At 57.6% G+C, this 22,139-nt stretch carries 4 protein-coding genes; all 4 read left to right on the top strand.

Translation table 11 applies throughout. The features are described from left to right. The first annotated feature begins 142 nt into the window (after positions 1-142). The 4 genes from NSQ57_RS21595 to NSQ57_RS21580 all read left to right on the top strand — a co-directional run bounded on the left by NSQ57_RS21595 (position 143) and on the right by NSQ57_RS21580 (position 22,103). Positions 143-15,094, top strand: coding sequence for an amino acid adenylation domain-containing protein (locus NSQ57_RS21595; RefSeq protein WP_342425280.1), 14,952 nt, complete (start codon positions 143-145; stop codon positions 15,092-15,094). Positions 15,095-15,248: 154 nt separating this feature from the next. Continuing rightward, a complete protein-coding gene (locus tag NSQ57_RS21590; protein WP_342425279.1) occupies positions 15,249-18,557 on the top strand; it encodes an amino acid adenylation domain-containing protein in 3,309 nt (1,102 codons plus the stop codon). After that, positions 18,547-20,373: an ABC transporter ATP-binding protein gene (locus tag NSQ57_RS21585; RefSeq protein WP_069012669.1), complete on the top strand. Its 1,827-nt coding sequence runs from the start codon at positions 18,547-18,549 to the stop codon at positions 20,371-20,373. The genes NSQ57_RS21590 and NSQ57_RS21585 overlap by 11 nt, the downstream gene beginning before the upstream one ends. Next, on the top strand, positions 20,370-22,103 hold the full coding sequence (locus NSQ57_RS21580; RefSeq protein ID WP_342425278.1) for an ABC transporter ATP-binding protein: 1,734 nt from the start codon (positions 20,370-20,372) through the stop codon (positions 22,101-22,103). The genes NSQ57_RS21585 and NSQ57_RS21580 overlap by 4 nt, the downstream gene beginning before the upstream one ends. Positions 22,104-22,139 lie beyond the last annotated feature (36 nt).

Raw genomic sequence — 22,139 nt, 5'->3', positions numbered from 1 at the left:
ATCTCTTGCGTAGAACAATGCTCTTTGTTGTCTTTCACGCATGGGAGCCGAGCGGGACAGCTGCTAGGCAGAGGATTGCCGCATGCGATCAACCGGGCAAGCGAAGCGGTGACCTGGCGAAAGCCATTGACATTGTTGTCACATGTTTGAAAAGGCGGGGAGCGAGGCTGGAGCGTTGCTGCGGCATATGCTCCGCCGGATTGCTTTTGCCGATGAAGAGAGGGGAACGATCCAGATGGCTTTTGAAAAAGAAACGTTGTTTTGGAACGAAAAATTCGGTAGCGACGATTATACCTTGACGCGGCTGCCTTACAGCAAAGCTCCAAGCTCCCTGGCGCCCATTATGACAACCGTCGGCGGTTCGCTTTCGGAGGAAGTGGCGCAGCGCGTCCTTCAAATGAGCAAGGGGGCTCCACTGGCCACTTTTATGATTTTGCTCGCCGGTGTTCAGTCGCTCTTGCATAAATATACAGGCGCTTCTGACATTCTGGTCGGCATGCCAGTTGTACGGAAACCGACGGAGACGCGCCGATCCGTTAATCATACGGTCATTTTGAAAAACTCGCTTTCGGTGGGTGCGACTTTTAAAACGCTTCTGAGCGAGCTGAGGACTTCCTTGCCGGAAGCGATTCAGCACCAACATATTCCGTTCTTGAAAATGGCGGAGAAGCTGGACCTGCAATATGCAGACGGGATACCCGTCATCCATACGCTAGTATCCCTTAAGGAGCTGCATCTGGACGAAATCGGGCAAAACGTGGTCACGGATTGTTCCTTTGAATTCAGCTTAACCGGCGGGACGATACAGCTAGCGCTGTCATATAACGAGCACTTATATGACTCCGAGTTCATGACTCGGGTCGTCGGCCATCTGAATCGCCTGCTGGCCGTGGGGCTTCACGAGTTGGAGCTGGACATCGTGCGGGCGGACATGCTGTCGGAGGACGAGAAATTTCAATTGCTGCAAAGCTTTAACGATACCGAGAAGGACTATCCCCGTGATCGGACGATTCATCAGCTCGTGGAGGAGCAGGCGAAGCGGGTGCCCGAAGCGACGGCGGTTGTCTTTGAGGGGCGGCGGCTTTCGTACGCGGAGCTGAATGAACGGGCGAACCGGCTGGCGCGGACGCTGCGATCGGTCGGCGTGCTGCCCAATCAGCTGGTAGGCTTGATGGCCAGGAGATCGCTGGAGACGGTCGTTGGCATTCTGGCGGTTCTGAAAGCTGGCGGTGCCTACGTGCCGATCGACCCGGAATACCCGGAAGAACGCATCCGCTACATTCTGGAGAACTCGAACGCGCAGTTGCTGCTGACTCAAAGGGAGCTGCTGCTGCAGGTGCCGTTCGAAGGGACCGTGGTGGCGCTGGATGACGAGCAGGCCTACAGCGACGATGGCTCGAACCTGGAGCCGGCCAGCGGTCCGAACGATCTGGCTTATGTCATCTATACATCAGGTACGACGGGCAAACCCAAAGGGGTCATGCTGGAGCATCGCGGGCTGGTCAGCCTGAAACTGACGTTTGCCCATACGCTTCACACGACCGAACAGGATCGAGTGCTGCAATTCGCCAGCCTATCGTTCGATGCGTCGTGCTGGGAGATGTTCAACGCCCTGTATTTCGGGGCGACCTTATATATACCGTCAACCGAGACGGTTTTGGATGATCAGCTGTTCGAACGTTTCATGAACGAGCATGCAATTACGATCGCCACTTTGCCGCCAACTTATGCGGCTTATTTGAATTCAGACCGCCTGCCGAGTCTGAGCAGGCTCATCACGGCGGGCTCCGCCGTTTCAGCAGAATTCGTGCAGCAGTGGAAAGACAAGGTACAGTACTATAACGCGTACGGTCCGACGGAAGCCTCGATCGCCACATCCGTGTGGGCGGCGTCTACGTATGACACCGAACGCAGAGCGATACCGATCGGACGTCCGATCTGGAACCATCGCTTGTATATACTGGGCGCACAGAATCAGCTAGCGCCTATCGGAGTGGAGGGAGAATTATGCATCGCGGGCGTCGGCCTCGCCCGGGGATATTGGAACCGGCCGGATCTGACGGCGGAGAAATTCATCGAACACCCGTTTGAGCCCGGAGAGAGACTGTACCGGACGGGCGACTTGGCCCGCTGGCTGCCGGACGGAAATATTGAGTACTTGGGCCGGATTGACCATCAGGTGAAAATCCGTGGATTCCGGATCGAGATCGGCGAGATTGAAGAGCAGCTTCTGAAGATCGACTCCGTGCAGGAGACGATCGTAATCGCGCGGGAAGGCAAAAGCGGGCAAGAACTGTGCGCTTACCTGGTCGCGGGCCGCCCGCTTACGCTCGGCGAGCTGAGAAGCGAGCTGGCGCAAAAGTTGCCGAATTACATGATTCCGGCGCATTTTGTTCAGCTTCCGCGGATGCCGCTCACGCCGAACGACAAAATCGACCGCAAGGCTTTGCCCGCCCCGGAAGGAAACGCACTGACCGGCGGCGCGTACGTAGCTCCCCGCAATGAAGCGGAGCGGACGCTTGCCGATGTGTGGCAGGCGGTATTGAACGCCGATCGCGTTGGGGTAACGGATCATTTCTTCGAGCTGGGCGGAGACTCGATCAAGTCCATTCAAGTATCTTCGCGGCTTCATCAAGCCGGGTACAAGCTGGAAATCCGGGATTTGTTCAAATATCCGACTATCTCACAGCTCAGCCTGCATGTGAAACCGATCGGACGTACCATCGATCAAGGCGAAATAACGGGTGAAACGGCGCTGACGCCGATTCAGCATTGGTTTTTCGAGAGCTCCTTTGCGGACCCGCATCATTTCAACCAGTCGGTGATGCTGTACCGGAAGGAACGCTTCGACGAAGAGACGGTGCGTCAGGTGCTGCAAAAGCTGGCCGAGCATCATGACGCCTTGCGGATGGTGTTCCGCAAGACGGAACAAGGGTTTAGCGCGCGGACCCGCGCGATTCAGGAAGGCGGGCTGTTCACGCTGGACGTGTTCGACTTCAAGGATGCGGAGAATACCGCGCAGGCTGTGGAAGCGAAGGCAACGGACATTCAAGCGGGCATCGATCTGGAGAACGGGCCCCTCGTGAAGGCGGGACTGTTCCGGTGCGCGGACGACGATCATTTGCTGCTCGCGGTTCATCATGCCGTGGTGGACGGCGTGTCTTGGCGCATTTTGATGGAGGATTTCGCTCTGGGTTACGAGCAGGCCGGCAAAAGCGAGGAAATTCGTTTCCCGGCCAAAACGGATGCGTACCGCACTTGGTCCGAGCAGCAGGCCGCTTACGCGCAAAGCCCGGAGATGGCGAAGGAACGGGCCTATTGGCAGGCCGTGGAACAAATTGCGGTTCCGGCCGTGCCGAAGGATCTGGAGGCGGACGTTACGACGCAGCAGGACAGCGAATCGCTGTTCGTGCGTTTGACTCCCGAAGAAACGGAGCTGCTGCTGAAGCGGGTTCACCGGGCCTACAACACCGAAATGAACGATATTTTGGTAACGGCGCTCGGCATAGCCGTTCGCAAGTGGACGGGACACGAACGGGTGCGGATCAATCTCGAAGGACACGGACGCGAATCGATCGGAACGGATATCGACATCACGCGCACAGTCGGCTGGTTTACGACCAAGTTTCCGGTCGTCCTAGAGCCGGAAACCGACCGGGATTTGGCCTATCAGATTAAACAGGTCAAGGAAAGTTTGCGCCGCATTCCGAACAAAGGGCTTGGGTACGGCATATGCCGCTATCTCTCCAAATCGGAGGATGGCTTTGTTTGGGGCGCAGAGCCGGAAATTAATTTTAATTACCTCGGCCAGTTCGACGATGATGTCAACCAGGACGAGATCGGTATATCTTCTTATTCCAGCGGCAGCCCGGCCAGCGACCGGCAGGCCCGCAGCTTTGTGCTGGATATCAACGGCATGGTGCTGGACGGCGCTTTATCGCTTGATCTTAGCTACAGCCGGAAGCAGTATCACAAGGTAACGATGGAAGCCTTCGCTCAGCGGCTTGAGCAAAGTCTACGAGAGCTCATTATCCACTGCGCAGGCAAAGAAAATACCGAATTGACGCCTAGCGACGTGCAATTTAAAGGCTTGACCATCGCCGAACTAGAGCAAATCGCCCAGCGCTCGGGCCATCTCGGGGAAATCGAAAATATTTACTCGCTTACGCCGATGCAGAAGGGCATGTGGTTCCACAGCGCGCTTGACCGGCAAACGGCCGCTTACTTCGAGCAGACGCGATTTACGATGAGGGGAGTACTCGACGTCCAGCTTTTCGAGAGGAGCTGGACGGAACTTGCGAAACGTCATTTGGTGCTGCGGGCGAATTTTGTGCAAGGACCGGCGGGCGAGCCGCTGCAAATCATATACCGCGACAAGCCGGTCGGCTTTGAATATGAAGAGCTGCTTCATTTGCAGGCGGACGAGAAACAAGCGTATTTGGATAAAAAGGCCGAGGATGACAAACTTCGCGGCTTCGACATGGAACATGACGCGCTCGTTCGGGTTACGATCCTGCGCACCGAAGAGCAAAGCTATCATGTGCTGTGGAGTTTCCAGCATATTTTGATGGACGGCTGGTGCCTGCCGCAGCTGACGCAGGAGCTGTTTGAGACGTACTCGGCCTTGGCATCCGGCAAGCAGCCAGCGGGAGATAAGGGATCGGATTATGGCGCTTACATCGAATGGTTGGAGAAACAGGACGATCAGGCGGCATCCGGCTATTGGACGGCATTCCTGGCAGGTTATGAAGGGCAAACCGTACTCCCGGGACAAAAGGAATCGGCGCCGAACGGCAGATTTACGGCTGATCACGTCACCGCCGAGCTGGGCAAGGACTTGAGCGAGCGGATGGACCGGGTGGCGAAACAGCGCCTGGTTACGGTCAATACGCTGCTGCAAGCCGCTTGGGGCGTTATGCTGCAAAAATATAACGGAACAAACGATGCCGTATTCGGCAGCGTCGTGGCCGGAAGACCGGCGGAAATCCCGGGTATCGAGTCCATGATCGGGCTGTTCATCAATACGGTGCCGGTCCGCGTCACGAGCGAAGCGGACACCGTGTTCGCCGACCTGATGGCGAAGCTCCAAGAGTGGGCGCTGGAGTCCGGGCGTTATGATTACTATCCGTTGTATGAAATTCAAGCCCGCAGCGTGCAAAAGCAGAACCTGATCAACCATATCATCGCTTTCGAGAACTATCCGGTGGACGAGCAGATGGAGCAGGCGGGCGACCAGCAGCACGGCGACCTGACGATCGCTGACGTTCAGATGGAGGAGCAGACGAACTATAACTTCAACGTGACCGTGGTGCCGGGAGTCGAAATCGAAATCCGGTTTGACTTTAACGCCGAAGTGTTCGATAAAGACAGCATCGAGCGGCTCAAGGGACATCTCGTCCATCTGCTGGAGCAGGTGACGGATAACCCGGAAATTACAGTGGGCGAGCTGGAACTTGTGACGGAGGCGGAAAAGGCCGACCTTCTCGGACGTTTTAACGACACCACCACGGAATTTCCGCGCGAGAAGACGCTCGTTCAATTGTTCGAAGAACAGGCGGAGCTTTACCCGGACAACGTGGCCGCCGTCATGAACGAGCGACAGCTGGCTTACCGCGAGCTGAACGAGCGATCCAACCGCCTTGCGCGGAAGCTGCGGGAGACGGGAGTAGAAGCGGACCAACTGGTAGCGATTCTGGCCGAACGCTCGCTCGATATGGTCGTTGGCATTCTGGCGATTCTCAAAGCGGGCGGAGCATACGTGCCTGTCGATCCGGACTACCCGGAGGAGCGCATCCGCTTCATGATCGAGGATTCGGGCGCGCCGTTATTGCTGATTCAAAAGCATCTGCACGAGAAGACCGACTTCGCAGGAACGCGCCTCGAATTGGACGATTTCGTTTGGGGCGACAGAGGGGCGGACTCCGAAGGTGCGTTGGACGCTTCGAACCTGGAGCCAATTTCCGGGCCGGGCAACCTGGCATATGTCATCTACACGTCGGGAACGACCGGCAGACCGAAAGGAACGCTGATCGAGCATAAGAACGTCGTGCGCCTCCTGTTCAACGACAAGAACCTGTTCGACTTCGGGCCGTCTGACACGTGGACGCTGTTCCACTCGTTCTGCTTCGATTTCTCCGTCTGGGAAATGTACGGAGCGCTGCTGTACGGAGGCAAGCTGGTCATCGTACCGCCGCTGACGGCGAAAAATCCGGCCGATTTCCTGGCGCTGCTGGGCCGCGAACAGGTCACGATTTTGAACCAGACGCCAACGTACTTCTACCAGCTACTGCGTGAGGTCTTGGCGGACCATCCGTACGATCTGCGGATTCGCAACGTCATCTTCGGGGGCGAAGCGCTGAGTCCGCTGCAGCTCAAGGGCTTCAAGACGAAGTACCCGGAGACGAAGCTGATCAATATGTACGGCATTACCGAGACGACTGTTCACGTTACATATAAGGAAATCACGTGGGTCGAAATGGAGGCGGCGAAGAGTAATATCGGCAAGCCGATCCCGACGCTGAAGGTGTACGTCCTGGATGAAAACCGCCGCCCTGTGCCGATCGGCGTAGCGGGCGAAATGTACGTGGCCGGGGAAGGCCTTGCGAGAGGATACCTGAACCGTCCGGATCTGACGGCGGAGAAGTTCGTCGATTCCCCGTTTGCGGAGGGGGAGAAACTGTACCGCTCGGGTGACTTGGCGGCTTGGCTACCGGACGGCAACATCGAATACCTGGGCCGGATCGATCATCAGGTGAAGATCCGCGGGTACCGGATCGAGCTGGACGAAATCGAGACGCAGCTGCTGAACGTCGAGGGCGTGGAAGAAGCGGTGGTGCTCGCCCGTCAGGACGGCGAGGGCGAGAAGGCGCTTGTTGCCTACTTTGTGGCGGACCGAACGCTGACGGTCAGCGAAATGAGAACCTCGCTGGCCCAGGGAATGCCGGGGTACATGATCCCGTCGTACTTCGTGCAGTTGGAGCGCATGCCGCTGACGACCAACGGCAAAGTGGACCGCAAAGCGCTGCCGGAGCCGCAAGGCGGCATACAAACGGGCGTCGAATACGTAGCGCCGCGTAACCGGACGGAGTCCCAGCTTGTGAAGATCTGGGAGGAAGTACTGGGCTACTCCGGCATTGGAGTCCTGGACAATTTCTTCGACCTGGGAGGCCATTCCCTGCGGGCGACGACACTGGTGAGCAAGGTGCATCAGGAGCTGAACGTTGAGCTGCCTCTGCGCGACGTATTCCGCTACTCGACGATCGAGGAGATGGCTCTCGCCATCTCCTCGATCGGAGAGCAGTCGTTCTCGTCGATTCCGCTGGCAGGCACAAGAGCATATTATCCGCTTTCCTCAGCTCAGAAGCGGCTGTTTATCCTGAATCAACTGGAAGGGGCCGATCAGAGCTACAACATGCCGGGCGTGCTGCTGCTGGAAGGATCAATTGACCGGAGCCTGCTGGAGAAGGCTTTCCGCGGACTGATCGCACGGCACGAAACGCTGCGAACCGGCTTTGAGATTGTACAAGGCGAAGCAGTACAGCGCATTTACGAGAGCGTCGACTTTGCCGTCGAGTACCGTCGTGCGAGCGAGGAAGAAGCGCCTGAAGTCGTGCAGGCCTTCATCCGGCCTTTCGACTTGGCGAAGCCTCCGCTGCTGCGGGCGGAGCTCGTAGGGCTGGCAGCCGAACGTTATTTGCTGATGTTCGACATGCACCATATCGTCTCCGACGGGGTTTCGATGGACGTGTTAGTCGAGGAACTCGTTCGTCTGTACGGCGGCGAGTCATTAGAGCCTTTGCGCATTCAATACAAGGACTATGCGGTATGGCAGCAGTCGGACGAGCAAAAAGTGCAGTTGAAACGCGAGGAAGCTTACTGGCTGGACCGTTACCGGGGCGAGCTGCCGGTTCTGGAAATGCCGACGGACTATCCGCGTCCTGCCGTGCAGAGCTTTGAGGGACAAACGCTGACGTCCTTCGTGGACGAGGCAACGAACGAAGGCTTAAAGCAACTGGCGGCCCAAAGAGGAACGACGCTGTATATGGTGCTGCTTGCGGCATATACCGTGCTTTTGCATAAATACACAGGTCAGGACGATTTGGTCGTCGGAACGTCGATTGCGGGCAGAACGCACGGAGACACGCAGCCTTTGATCGGAATGTTCGTCAATACGCTGGCGCTCCGCAATTATCCGGCTTCGGAGAAGACCTTCCTCTCGTATCTGGAAGAAGTGAAAGAAACGACCTTAGGCGCTTACGAGCATCAGAATTATCCGTTCGAAGAGCTCGTCGATAAAGTGCAGGTCAGCCGGGATTTGAGTCGCAACCCGCTGTTTGACACGATGTTCTCCCTGCAAAACTTGGAGGATAAAGAGTTTGAGCTGGAAGGGCTGAAATTGTCCCCGTACCCTAGCGAATACGGCACGGCCAAGTTCGACCTGAGTGTGGATGTTACGGAAGAAAACGGCGGCCTGGAGTGCAGCTTTGAATTCGCAACAGCTCTTTATAAAGAAAGCACGATCCGGCGGCTGTCGACTCATTTCGGACATTTGCTTGCGGCGATCGTAAGCCGTCCGGATGCGAAGATTGCCGAGCTGAACTTGTTGACGGCAGAGGAAAAAGAGCAAATTCTTGGCGCATTTAACCCGGCGCAGCCGGAAGCGGCTCCTGCGGCCGCGTTCCACCAGCTGTTTGAGGAACAGGCAGAGCGCACGCCGGAAGAGGCGGCCGTCGTGTACGAGAATGACCGGCTGACGTATGCGGAGCTGAACGAGCGGGCGAACCGCTTGGCGGCCACGCTGCGCGCAAACGGCATCGGCCGGGAGACGATCGTCGGCATTCTCGCCGAGCGTTCGGTGGACTTGCTGGTGGCCGTGCTGGCCGTCTGGAAAGCGGGCGGGGCGTATGTGCCACTCGACCCGGATTATCCGGCGGAACGCGTGCGGTTCATGCTAGAAGACAGCGGAGCGAAGGTGCTGCTGACGCAAACGCCGCTGCGAGAGCGTGCCGAAGCTTGGCTCGGCGAAGAGGAGCTGGCGCTGGCGGCGGTGTTGTACCTGGACGACGAAGCGTCGTACAGCGAGGAGCGGGCGAATGCCGACAGCTTCCATGAAGCCCGTCCGGAGGATCTGGCGTACGTGATCTACACGTCGGGAACGACGGGCAAGCCGAAGGGCGTGATGATCGAGCACCGCAGCCTGGTGAACACGGCGGCGGGCTACCGGCGGGAATATCGGCTGGATCAGTTCCCGGTGCGGCTGCTGCAGCTCGCAAGCTTCTCGTTCGACGTGTTCGTGGGAGATATCGGGCGGACGCTGTACAACGGAGGCACGATGGTGATTGTGCCGAAGGAAGACCGGATCGATCCGTCTCGTCTGCACCACTGGATGGAGCGGGAGCGGGTCACCATCTTCGAATCGACGCCGGCGCTGATCGTGCCGTTCCTGGAGTACGTGCACGAGCAGCAACTGAATATGAGCTGGATGGAGCTGTTGATCACGAGCTCGGACAGCTGCAGCGTGGCGGATTACCGGATCTTGCAGGAACGCTTCGGCTCGTTGTTCCGGATCATCAACGCATACGGCGTGACGGAAGCGGCGATCGACTCCAGTTTCTACGACGAGCCGCTGACGAAGCTGCCGCAGACAGGCCATGTGCCGATCGGCAAAGCGTGGCTGAATGCGAAATTCTACATCGTGGATGCGCACCTGAATCCGGTGCCGGTCGGGGTGCTGGGCGAGCTGGTCATCGGCGGAGTCGGAGTGGCGCGCGGGTACTTGAACCGTCCGGAGCTGACGGAAGAGAAGTTCGTAGACAGCCCGTTCGCCGCGGGCGAGCGGCTGTACCGCACGGGCGACTTGGCGCGGTGGATGGAAGACGGCAACGTGGACTTCATCGGCCGGATCGACAACCAGGCGAAAATCCGGGGCTACCGGATCGAGACGGGCGAGATCGAGTCGCAGCTGCTGCGGGTGGAAGGCGTGCGCGAAGCGGTGGTGCTGGTTCGAAGTGACGCGAACGGGCAGAAAGCGCTGTGCGCGTATTACACGCCGGATACCGGAGCGGAGCTGGCAGTGAACGATCTGCGCGGCGCGCTGGCGCAGGAGCTGCCGGGCTACATGATCCCGTCGTACTTCGTGGAGATGGAGCGCCTGCCTCTGACGCAGAACGGAAAGATTGACCGGAAGGCGCTGCCAGCGCCGGAAGGGGAAGCGGGAAGCGGAACGGAGTACGTCGCACCGCGCAATGAGCTGGAAACGAAGCTGGCGGCGATTTGGCAGGAGGTGCTGGGGCTTGCGAAGGAGATTGGCGTTCACGACAACTTCTTCGACATCGGTGGTCACTCCCTGCGGGCGACGACGCTGGTCAGCAAGATTCATAAAGAATTGAGCGTGGATCTGCCGCTGCGCGACGTGTTCCGCCATTCCACCATTGAGAGCATGGCCGCCGCCATTTCCCGGCTGGATGAGCAGACATTCGTTGCCATTCCGGTGGCGGATGACCGAGAGGTGTACCCGCAATCTTTTGCTCAAAAACGTCTCTTTATCCTGAATCAACTGGAAGGCGCGGAGCTTAGCTACAACATGCCAGAAGCGATGTTGCTGGAGGGTGCTTTGGACCGGGCAAGGTTCGAAGAAGCGTTCCGTAAGCTCGTGGCGCGGCATGAAACGCTGCGCACCGGGTTCGAAATGGTGGACGGCGAAGCATCGCAGCGGATTTACCAGGACGTGAATGTTGCCGTGGAGTTCTATCGAGTGGATGAGCAAGAGGCCGAAGAGATGGTTCGCCGTTTCGTCCGTCCGTTTGACTTGGCGAAGCCTCCGCTGCTGAGGGTAGGCCTTGTCGAGCTGGCTCCGGAACGTCATATTCTAATGTACGACATGCATCATATTATTTCCGATGGCGTCTCGATGGAAATCTTTGTTGAAGAATTCGTCCGCTTGTACGGCGGCGAGCAATTGGAGCCTCTGCGCATTCAGTACAAAGACTACACCGTTTGGCAGCATTCGCAGGAGCAGAAAGAACGGCTTCAGCGTCAGGAGGCGTACTGGCTGGACATGTTCCAAGGCGAGCTGCCGGTGCTGGAAATGCCGGCCGACTATCCGCGTCCGGCCGTGCAGAGCTACGAAGGCCAAACGCTGGAGTTTTCCTTCGACGCTTCGAAAACCGACGGCCTGAAGCAGCTGGCCTCGGAAACGGGCACGACGCTGTTTATGGTGCTGCTTGCGGCGTATAACGTCCTTCTGCATAAATATTCAGGTCAGGAAGACGTGATCGTCGGTACGCCGATTGCCGGAAGGAATCATGGAGATGTGCAGCCGTTGATCGGGATTTTCTTAAACACGCTGGCTATCCGCAGTTATCCGGCTTCGGAAAAGACATTCCTGTCATACCTGAACGAAGTCAAAGAAACGACCCTCCATGCCTTCGAGCATCAAAACTATCCGTTCGAAGAATTGGTGGACAAGGTGCAAGTCACCCGTGATTTAAGCCGCAATCCGCTCTTCGACACGCTGTTTACGATGCAGAATACGGAAAACGAGGAATTTGAGCTGGAAGGGCTTCGCCTGATTCCTTATCCGAGCGTATTAGATACCGCGAAGTTTGATATCAGCTTGGATGTGGGCGAGGAGAACGGCGGCTTGGATTACAGCTTCGAATATGCGACGGCTCTCTACAAAAGGGAGACGATCGAACGGCTGGCGAAACATTACGAGCAGCTGCTCGAAACGATCGTAAGCCGTCCGGATGCGAAGATTGCCGAGCTGAACTTGCTGACGGCAGAGGAAAAAGAACAAATTATCGGCGCGTTCAACCCGGCGCAGCCGGAAGCGGCTCCTGCGGCCGCGTTCCACCGGCTGTTTGAGGAACAGGCGGAGCGCACGCCGGAAGAGGCGGCCGTCGTGTACGAGAACGACCGGCTGACGTATGCGGAGCTGAACGAGCGGGCGAACCGCTTGGCGGCTACGCTGCGCGCAAGCGGCATCGGCCGGGAGACGATCGTCGGCATTCTCGCCGAGCGTTCGGTGGACTTGCTGGTGGCCGTGCTGGCCGTCTGGAAAGCGGGCGGGGCGTATGTGCCGCTCGACCCGGATTATCCGGCGGAGCGCGTGCGGTTCATGCTCGAAGACAGCGGAGCGAAGGTGCTGCTGACGCAAACGGCGCTGCGAGAGCGTGCTGAAGCCTGGCTTGACGAAGAGGAGCTGGCGCTGGCGGCGGTGCTGTACCTGGACGACGAAGCGTCGTACAGCGAGGAGCGGGCGAATGCGCCGATTGGCTCGGGCATAGTCTCCGGCAAGCTGACGGATACTGTGGACGACGGCGATGAGAGCCATCAGAATGTTGGCACCGACAGCTTCCATGAAGCCCGTCCGGAGGATCTGGCGTACGTGATCTATACGTCGGGAACGACGGGCAAGCCGAAGGGCGTGATGATCGAGCACCGCAGCCTGGTGAACACGGCGGCGGGCTACCGGCGGGAATACCGGTTGGATCAGTTCCCGGTGCGGCTGCTGCAGCTCGCAAGCTTCTCGTTCGACGTGTTCGTGGGAGATATCGCGCGGGCGCTGTACAACGGAGGCACGATGGTGATTGTGCCGAAGGACGACCGGATCGATCCGTCTCGTCTGCACTACTGGATCAGCCAGCAGCAAGTGACGATCTTCGAATCGACGCCGGCGCTGATCGTGCCGTTCCTGGAGTACGTGCACGAGCAGCGGCTGGATATGAGCTGGATGGAGCTGTTGATCACGAGCTCGGACAGCTGCAGCGTGGCGGATTACCGGACCTTGCAGGAACGCTTCGGCTCGTTGTTCCGGATCATCAACGCATACGGCGTGACGGAAGCGGCGATCGACTCAAGTTTCTACGACGAGCCGCTGACGAAGCTGCCGCAGACAGGCCATGTGCCGATCGGCAGAGCGTGGCTGAATGCGAAATTCTACATCGTGGATGCGCACCTGAATCCGGTGCCGGTCGGGGTGCTGGGCGAGCTGGTTATCGGCGGAGTCGGGGTAGCTCGCGGGTACTTGAACCGTCCGGGGCTGACAGAAGAGAAGTTCGTAGACAGCCCGTTCGCCGCGGGCGAGCGGTTGTACCGCACGGGAGACTTGGCGCGGTGGATGGAAGACGGCAACGTGGACTTCATCGGCCGGATCGACAACCAGGCGAAAATTCGGGGGTACCGGATCGAGACGGGCGAGATCGAGTCGCAGCTGCTGCGGGTGGAAGGCGTGCGCGAAGCGGTGGTGCTGGTTCGAAGTGACGCGAACGGGCAGAAGGCGCTATGCGCGTATTACACACCGGATCCCGGAGCGGAGCTGGCAGTGAACGATCTGCGCGGCGCGCTGGCGCAGGAGCTGCCGGGCTACATGATCCCGTCGTACTTCGTGGAGATGGAGCGCCTGCCTCTGACGCAGAACGGAAAGATTGACCGGAAGGCGCTGCCAGCGCCGGAAGGGGAAGCGGGAAGCGGAACGGAGTACGTCGCACCGCGCAATGAGCTGGAAACGAAGCTGGCGGCGATTTGGCAGGAGGTGCTGGGGCTTGCGAAGGAGATTGGCGTTCACGACAACTTCTTCGACATCGGCGGCCACTCCCTGCGGGCGACGACGCTGGCGGGCAAGGTATTTAAGGAATTAAACGTCAACCTGCCGCTGCGCGACGTATTCCGTCACTCGACGATTGCGGCGATGGCCGAGGCGATCGCCCGGATGGAACGGCGGGAGCATGAGGCCATTCCTCAAGCGGAGGAGAGAGAGTACTACCCTCTGTCCTCCGCGCAGAAACGGCTGTTCATTCAGCACACGCTGGATGGAGCGGATCAGCTTTACAACATGCCGGAGCTGGTGCAGGTGGAAGGCGAGTTTGACTTAGACCGGTTGGAAGCCGCCTTGCGGAAATTGATAACACGGCATGAATCGCTGCGCACCGGTTTTGAAATCGTGAAGGCCGAAGCGGTTCAGCGGATTTACCCGCAGGTCGATTTTGCTATCGAGCATCATCAAGCGGATAAAGAGGATGCGGCTCAAATCGAGCAGATCGTCCGCAGCTTCGTTCGTCCGTTTGATCTCGGCAAGCCGCCGCTGCTGCGCGCCGGGGTCATCGAGCTGGAGCCGAACCTGCATATTCTCCTTTTCGACATGCACCATATGGTGTCCGACGGCGTATCGATGGCGATTGTGATCGATGAGTTCTCGAGTTTCTACGCCGGGGAAGAACTGCCGCCACTGCGCATTCAATACAAGGATTATGCCGTTTGGCAGCAGTCGAAGGCCCACCGAGAGCGGATTGGGCGGCAGGAAGCGTACTGGCTGCAAACCTTCGAAGGCGAGTTGCCGACGGCGGACCTGCCGATGGACTACGAACGGTCTGCGGCTCGCAGCTACGAAGGCGCGCATCTGGAGTTCGACGTCGAAGCTTCTCTCTCTGCGCGGCTGCGCGAATTGGCGGCCGAGCGTGAAAGCACGCTGTTCATGGTGCTGCTTGCGGCTTATACCGTGCTGCTGTCCAAGTACAGCGGGCAGGAGGACTTGGTCGTGGGTACCCCGGTGGCGGGAAGAACGAACGCTGATTTGGAACCGGTCATCGGGATGTTTGTCAATACGCTGGCGATCCGCAATCGTCCGTCGGGCGACAAAACGTTCTTGTCCTACCTGGAAGAAGTGAAGGAAACGGCTTTGGGTGCTTTCGAGAACCAGGATTATCCATTCGAGGAGCTCGTGGAGCGTTTGAATGTGAAGCGGGAGCCGGGTCGCTTCCCGCTGTTCGATGCCGTTTTCGACTTGCAAAATATCGAAGAACGAGACGCCGAGCTGGAAGGGGTCAGCCTGAAGACTTACGAGCTTGACCATTTGGAAGAAGCGAAGTTCGATCTGACGCTGTTTATGTATGAAAACAACGGGGCGCTGAGCGGGGGCTTCTTCTACGCCACCAAGCTGTTCAAAGAAGCGATGATCCGCACCTTGACCGAGGATTACCTGCGGGTACTGTCTCAAATTGCGGAAAATCCACAACTCGAGCTAAGCCGGATTGAATGTCATAAACCGGCGGCAGGCGCAAAGAGTGCCGTCGATACGATCGAATTCGCGTTCTAATCCTACAAGCGCGCCTCCGCCGTCAAGTGAAAGCGGCGCGCATCCCAAGGAAGACGGCGAACAACATCCAAGCCCGTAAACGCGCAGGCCGAAAGCAAGCTTTTTCGGACCTGCGCCGGGGCATGCGGTCACTTCATTTTTAGGGGAGGTACAAATGAAATCTTTGTTTGAAAAGGAAGAACGGTACTGGAGCGGCAAGTTTGACGCCGATGACAGCCTGAGCTTCCTTCCCTACAGTCAATCCTCCAAATTATCCGCCGACGGGGAAGCTGCGGCCGAGCCGGGCTTGCTTCACCGTACTCTGCCGAGTGAACTCTCGGAGAGAATCATTAGCCTCGCCAACGGTTCGGATTTGGCTTTGTACATGATTGTTTTGGCAGGAGTAAAAAGCCTGCTGTTCAAATATACCGGGCGGGACCAAGTGCTGGTCGGCATGCCTTCTTATAGCGCAGACCCCGACGGGACTCCGCCGCCGCATGACATCTTGGTGATCAAGACGTCCGTAAGCCGCCAGACTACGCTGAAAACGCTGCTCGGGGGCATCAAAGCTTCCATCGGCGAGGCGCTGGAGCATCAACACCTGCCTTTTCGGAAAATGGTGGAGCCGCTCCATCTGGACTATACGGGGGACGGCCTCCCGGTCGTCAACACCGTCGCATCCTTCGCCCCGATTCATCCGGAACCGCTGGGTAACCGGGTGGCGGCCGATACAGTTTTTCGCTTCGACCTTCAAAACCACTCCATTGAGCTGGAAATAAGCTTTGACGGGCAGCGGTACGAGCGGGCATTTGTGGACCAGGCGGCCGACCATCTTGTTCGGCTGCTGTCCGTGCTTTTATTTCAGCCGGATCTGGAGCTCGGACAAGCCGATGTGCTGTCCCCAGACGAGAGGGAGACGCTGCTGAAGCGATTTAATGACACCGAAACCGGGTTCGAGCGGGGGAAAACGATTTACGGCTTGTTCGAAGAACAGGCGGAGCTTTACCCGGACAACGTGGCCGCCGTCATGAACGAGCGGCAGCTGACCTACCGCGAGCTGAACGAGCGATCCAACCGCCTTGCGCGGAAGCTGCGAAAGACGGGAGTAGAAGCGGATCAGCTGGTAGCGATTCTGGCCGAACGCTCGCTCGATATGGTTGTCGGCATTCTGGCGATTCTCAAAGCGGGCGGAGCCTACGTGCCTGTCGATCCCGACTACCCGGAGGATCGCATCCGCTTCATGATCGAGGATTCGGGCGCGCCGTTATTGCTGATTCAGAAGCATCTGCATGAGAAGACCGACTTCGCAGGAACGCGCCTCGAATTGGACGATTTCGTTTGGGGCGACAGAGGGGCGGACTCCGCCGATGCGCTGGACGCTTCGAACCTGGAGCCAATTTCCGGGCCGGGCAACCTGGCATATGTCATCTACACGTCGGGAACGACCGGCAGACCGAAAGGAACGCTGATCGAACATAAGAACGTCGTGCGTCTCCTGTTCAACGACAAGAACCTGTTCGACTTCGGGCCGTCCGACACGTGGACGCTGTTCCACTCGTTCTGCTTCGATTTCTCTGTCTGGGAAATGTACGGAGCGCTGCTGAACGGAGGCAAGCTGGTCATCGTACCGCCGCTCACGGCGAAAAATCCGGCCGATTTCCTGGCGCTGCTGAGCCGCGAACAGGTCACGATTTTGAACCAGACACCAACGTACTTCTATCAGCTGCTGCGTAAGGTCTTGGCGGACCATCCGTACGATCTGCGGATTCGCAACGTCATCTTTGGGGGCGAAGCGCTGAGTCCGCTGCTGCTCAAGGGCTTCAAGGCGAAGTACCCGGAGACGAAGCTGATCAATATGTACGGCATTACCGAGACGACGGTTCACGTGACGTATAAGGAAATCACGTGGGTCGAAATGGAGGCGGCGAAGAGCAATATCGGCAAGCCGATCCCGACGCTGAGGGTGTACATCCTTGATGAAAACCGCCGCCCTGTGCCGATTGGCGTAGCGGGCGAAATGTACGTGGCCGGGGAAGGCCTTGCGAGAGGATACCTGAACCGTCCGGATCTGACGGCGGAGAAGTTCGTCGATTCCCCGTTTGCGGAGGGGGAGAAACTGTACCGCTCGGGTGACTTGGCGGCTTGGCTGCCGGACGGCAACATCGAATACCTGGGCCGGATCGACCACCAGGTGAAAATCCGCGGGTACCGGATCGAGCTGGACGAAATCGAGACGCAGCTGCTGAAGATCGCCGCCGTGCAAGAAGCCAAGGTGCTCGACTGCGACGACGCGAACGGCCATAAGCAACTTGTCGCTTATTACGTCGCAGAAACGAGGCTGGCGGCGAATGAACTCAAAGAGGAGCTCGCCAAGCAGCTTCCGGGTTATATGATTCCTTCGTACCTCGTGCAGCTTTCGCGGATGCCGCTGACCCCGAACGGGAAAATCGACCGCAAAGCGCTGCCCGCGCCGGAGGAAGCCGCGGACGGAGGAACGGAATATGTCGCGCCGAGAACGCTGCTCGAAATGAAGATCGCCCGCGTCTGGCAGGATACGCTTGGCGTTCCGCAGGTCGGCGTAAAGGATAACTTTTTTGAGTTGGGTGGCAATTCGTTAAGTCTGATGAGGCTCGTTCAAGCCGTTTACGATGAAACGGGCATTGAGATACCGCTGAACCGCCAATTCCATAATGTAACAGTTGAAGCCATGGCTTTCGGAGAGGGGGATCAGGGCCTGGATAAAGGAGGAGACTCCTTCATTAAGCTGAATAAAGCAGGAGATCTGAACGTGTTCTGCTTCCCTCCGGGCAGCGGCTTTGGCATCGGTTATCGAGAGCTTGCAAGCAGGCTCGACGGCGGGTTCGTGCTCTACGGCATTGATTTTATCGACGATGCCGTCGATTACGAGGCCATGCTGAACCGTTATGTGGACGAGATCGTCCGCATCCAGCCGGAAGGACCTTACGTGCTGCTCGGCTACTGCTTTGGAGGCAACCTGACGTTCGAGGTAGCCAAAACGATGGAGAAAAGAGGCTATTCCGTAACGGACGTGCTCATGGTGGACTCGTGGATTAAGGACACGCTGACGTCTTCCGAAACGTCGGAGAAAGAGCTTGAAGAAATGCTTGCCGATTTCGACGAAGAAGAGAAGGAATTAATGAGCAACCCGCTCGTGCGGGAGCGGGTTCATCGGAAGGTCAAAGCGACCTTGGCGTACGAAGCGCAGCTTATTAATTCCGGCACGATCCCGGCCCGGATTTACGAACTGATTGCGAAGGACAGCGAAGCGTTCCGCCTGAAGCACCAATTGCCTTCCTGGCGGGGGGCAACGACGCAAGCTTACGCCGATTACCGGCTGGAGGGTGCGCACGAGGAATTGCTGGAACTCGCGCGCGTGGAAGAAACGGCCGTCGTCATCCGGGACATCTTAGAGCAAGTCAAGCGGCAGATCGAAGCGGAGGCCGGGGTACTGCATGGAAGCTGACCGCCAGCCGTCTGCTCTAGAACAAGGCACAGCGGCGCCTTCCAAGTCCCAAACCGCTTATGCCGCCTGGAAAGCGTTCCGCTGGTTGATGTCCTATGTAAGCCGTCACAAAGGCTGGATGATCGTCGGTGTCTTGTCTGCGATTGCCGCCGCCGTTATTGAGATATGGACGGGAAGTTTGATCGAGCAGCTGACCACCCAGGCCGAGAAGGGGGCGGGGCCAATCGTTCTGCAAATCGTGTACGCGGTCTTTGTGGTCATCTTGATCGGTGTGCCGGCGAAGTTTTTCATGAGCTTCGGCGTGGAGCGAAGCAGCGCCTCTGCGGTGCAGGATATCCGCAACCATGTCATGCGTCATATCGGTAAACTCCCGGTCTCCTATTTGGAAAAGCAGCACTCCGGCGACGTATTGTCGCGGATCAACAACGACCTGCAGCTCATCCAGCAGTTTATGATTCGGGACCTCGCCCAGTGGTTTTATCATCCGCTGTTGTTCATCGGCTGTTTCGGTTATTTGATCTACCTCCAATGGGAGCTGATGCTGTACAGCCTGCTGTTATTTCCCGTAGCGCTGCTGGTTTCCCAATGGATCGGCAAGCAGTTGGAGCGGTTGACGGAGGAAGCCCAGGCGAACATGGGCCGAATGAACGTCAACCTCCAGGATACGCTTGGGGGTATGCCTATTGTAAAAAGCTACCTGCTATCCGGCATGTTATCTCGCTCCTACCAAGTGCTGCTGCAATTGACGGCCCAAAAAAAGCTGGCCGTGAAAAAGCGGGAAGCCTGGGTCAACCCGCTGCTTTCCACGCTGATGATCAGCCCGATCATTTTCGCCGTCAGTTACGGAAGCTATTTGATCTACAAAGGGCAGCTAGGCGCGGGAGAGCTGATCGCCTTCCTGTACTTGCTGAATCTGTGTCTGGAACCGCTGGAGCATATTCCCGAGCTCATCACGCGGACGTTCGAAATGACCGGTGCCCTGAGAAGGGTCTCCGAAATCGTCGAGCAGCCGACCGAAACGGAAAATGGCCGTTCGCTTCCGAAAGCGAGCGCCGCCCCCATCGAGTTTCAGAACGTAACCTTCGGGTATGAGGAGAGCTCCCCGATTCTGCGGAATGTTAGCTTCTCGGTGCCGGAAGGGAAGACGATCGCGCTTGTCGGAGCGAGCGGCGGAGGGAAGAGCACGGTGTTTAAGCTTGTATACGGCTTTTATCCGCTTCCGGAGGACCAGGGCGAGATCCGCGTGTTTGGCAGCCTGATCCACGGCGCTGATCCGGAGCAGCTTCGGTCGCATTTTTCCGTGGTAACCCAGGATTCATATTTGTTTAGCGGCACGATCGCTGAAAATATCGGCTACGGGCGGGAAGTAGCGTCGATGGACGAGATTATCGAAGCCGCCAAAGCCGCTCAGGCGCATTCCTTCATTATGCAGCTTCCCGACGGCTACCAGACATATGTTGGAGAGCGAGGAGGCTTTTTGTCCGGCGGACAGCGCCAGCGCATTGCAATGGCCCGGGCTTTCCTGAAGGATGCTCCTGTTCTGCTGCTGGACGAGCCAACGTCGGCTCTTGATCCGGAGTCGGAAAGCGCGGTTCAGGAAGCGCTGGGCGTATTGATGAAGCAGAGAACGACGATGGTTATTGCCCACCGGCTTTCTACAGTACAAAACGCCGACGAAATTTGGGTCATGGAACAGGGGAGTATTGTTGAAAAGGGCACTCATGAACAATTGTTGAAGATGAAGGGACTGTACGCCCAGTCGTACTATCAGGAATTTACTGAGTCTGCCGAACGCAGGGAGGTGGCGTACACATGAAAAAGTGCGGATGGCTCTCGCAAGTGAAAGAACTCGGCTACTTGCTGATGTTTATGAACCGCAAGCGCAAAACCCAGTACGCCATTGGCCTGGCCGTGACGGCGCTCACCCAGACATTGTTCCTGATCGCCTTCAGCTTGGTCGTACATAACTTGGTTGATTTCGCCGTGTCCCGAGATACGTCCCTGATGGTGGAAGCCTTTATTATTTTGGGCGCGGTCTTGTTCCTGGAAAATGTGATTTCTCCCTGGTTCATTTACTTATACCAGCGCAGTGTCGAGCTGACTGTGCTGAATATCCGCGAACGTCTTTATGACAAGCTGTGCCGGGTGCGGCCGAGATTCCTGGAGCAGACGCACCATGGGGACTTGCTGTCGCGGGTGAACAACGACGTAACGACCGTTGAGTTTACATTCTCGCAGGTTTACTTCGTTTTGCTGCTTCAAGTTGTCTTTTGCATCGGCTCCATTGTCTCCATGGTGTTGATCGATTGGCGGTTTGCCGGCGTATCCTTCGTCATTCTGCTGCTGTCCTCCGTGGTCAGTCTGAAATTTGCGCGGGATATTCGCGCCTTGTCCGAACAAGGCTTGCAAACGCTCGGTAAAATGACCGAAAAATTCAAAGATTTTATGGGCGGCATTCAAATTGTGAAGCTGTTCCGCATCCGCACGATTTACGGCCAGTACGAGGCGTTGAACGAACAAATGACGCAGACGCTTCGGCAAACCGCGCAGAAGAACGGCATGCAGGCTGCGGTGAATCATTTTATCAGCTACGTTACGTTCTGCGGCATCATCGTCATCGGCAGTCTTCTTTATGCCTACGGACTGATGGGAATGGGAAGCGTCGCCGCCCTGGCGGTTCTGCAAGTGAATCTGACGCACGCCTTGTTGAACTTGGGGATGGTTCTGTCGATGACCCAAAATTCGCTCGCGGGCGCTCATCGGATTCAAGAGGTACTAAGAGAGGAAGAGGAACCGGAGCGTTTGGGATCTCCTCATAGCGAGCTCGTGTCGGAGGCTGCGGTGGAGTTTCGCGATGTGGAATTTTCCTATCAGGCGGATAAAAAGGTGCTTGTCGACATCTCCATGCAGGTGTTTCCCGGCCAGGTCGCCGCTATCGTGGGGGCCAGCGGCAGCGGCAAAAGTACGCTGATCAAGCTGCTGCTTGGCTTTTATCCTGTGGACAGCGGAGAAATCCTGCTCCAAGGCAAACCGTTCGGCCATTACACGCTGGACGAAATCCGCAGGCAGATTGCATACGTTCCGCAGGAGCCGTTCTTGTTTACCGGCACGATTGAGGAAAACATCCGCTACGGCAACCCGGATGCAACGGATGAAGAAGTGATCGAAGCGGCCAAAGCGGCGTACGCTCACCATTTCATTCAGGAACTTCCTGAACAGTATAAAACGCCGGTGGGAGAGAGAGGAGCGTCGTTGTCGGGCGGACAAAGGCAGCGAATTGCGATCGCACGGGCGATTCTCAAAAACGCCCCGATTCTGCTGCTGGACGAAGCGACTTCCGCGCTGGATAACGAATCCCAGCATTGGGTACAGCAGGCCTTGAACGTATTGATGAAGGGGCGCACCACCATTCTGATCGCCCACCGACTCAGCACCGTGGAACATGCGGATTTGATTACCGTCATGAACCAAGGGACGGTCGTCGAGCGGGGCCGCCATCAGGACCTGCTGGCGCTCGGAGGTTTTTACGCCCGGCTGTACGGCTAGATCCGCTTTACGGCGGGCGGCTTCTTGCTCGCGAAT

It is taken from the genome of Paenibacillus sp. FSL L8-0502, assembly GCF_038593055.1.
GTDB classification, from domain to species: Bacteria; Bacillota; Bacilli; order Paenibacillales; family Paenibacillaceae; genus Paenibacillus; species Paenibacillus polymyxa_D.
Note: the sequence above shows the minus strand (reverse complement) of the source record. Positions and strands in the feature narration are given on the sequence as shown.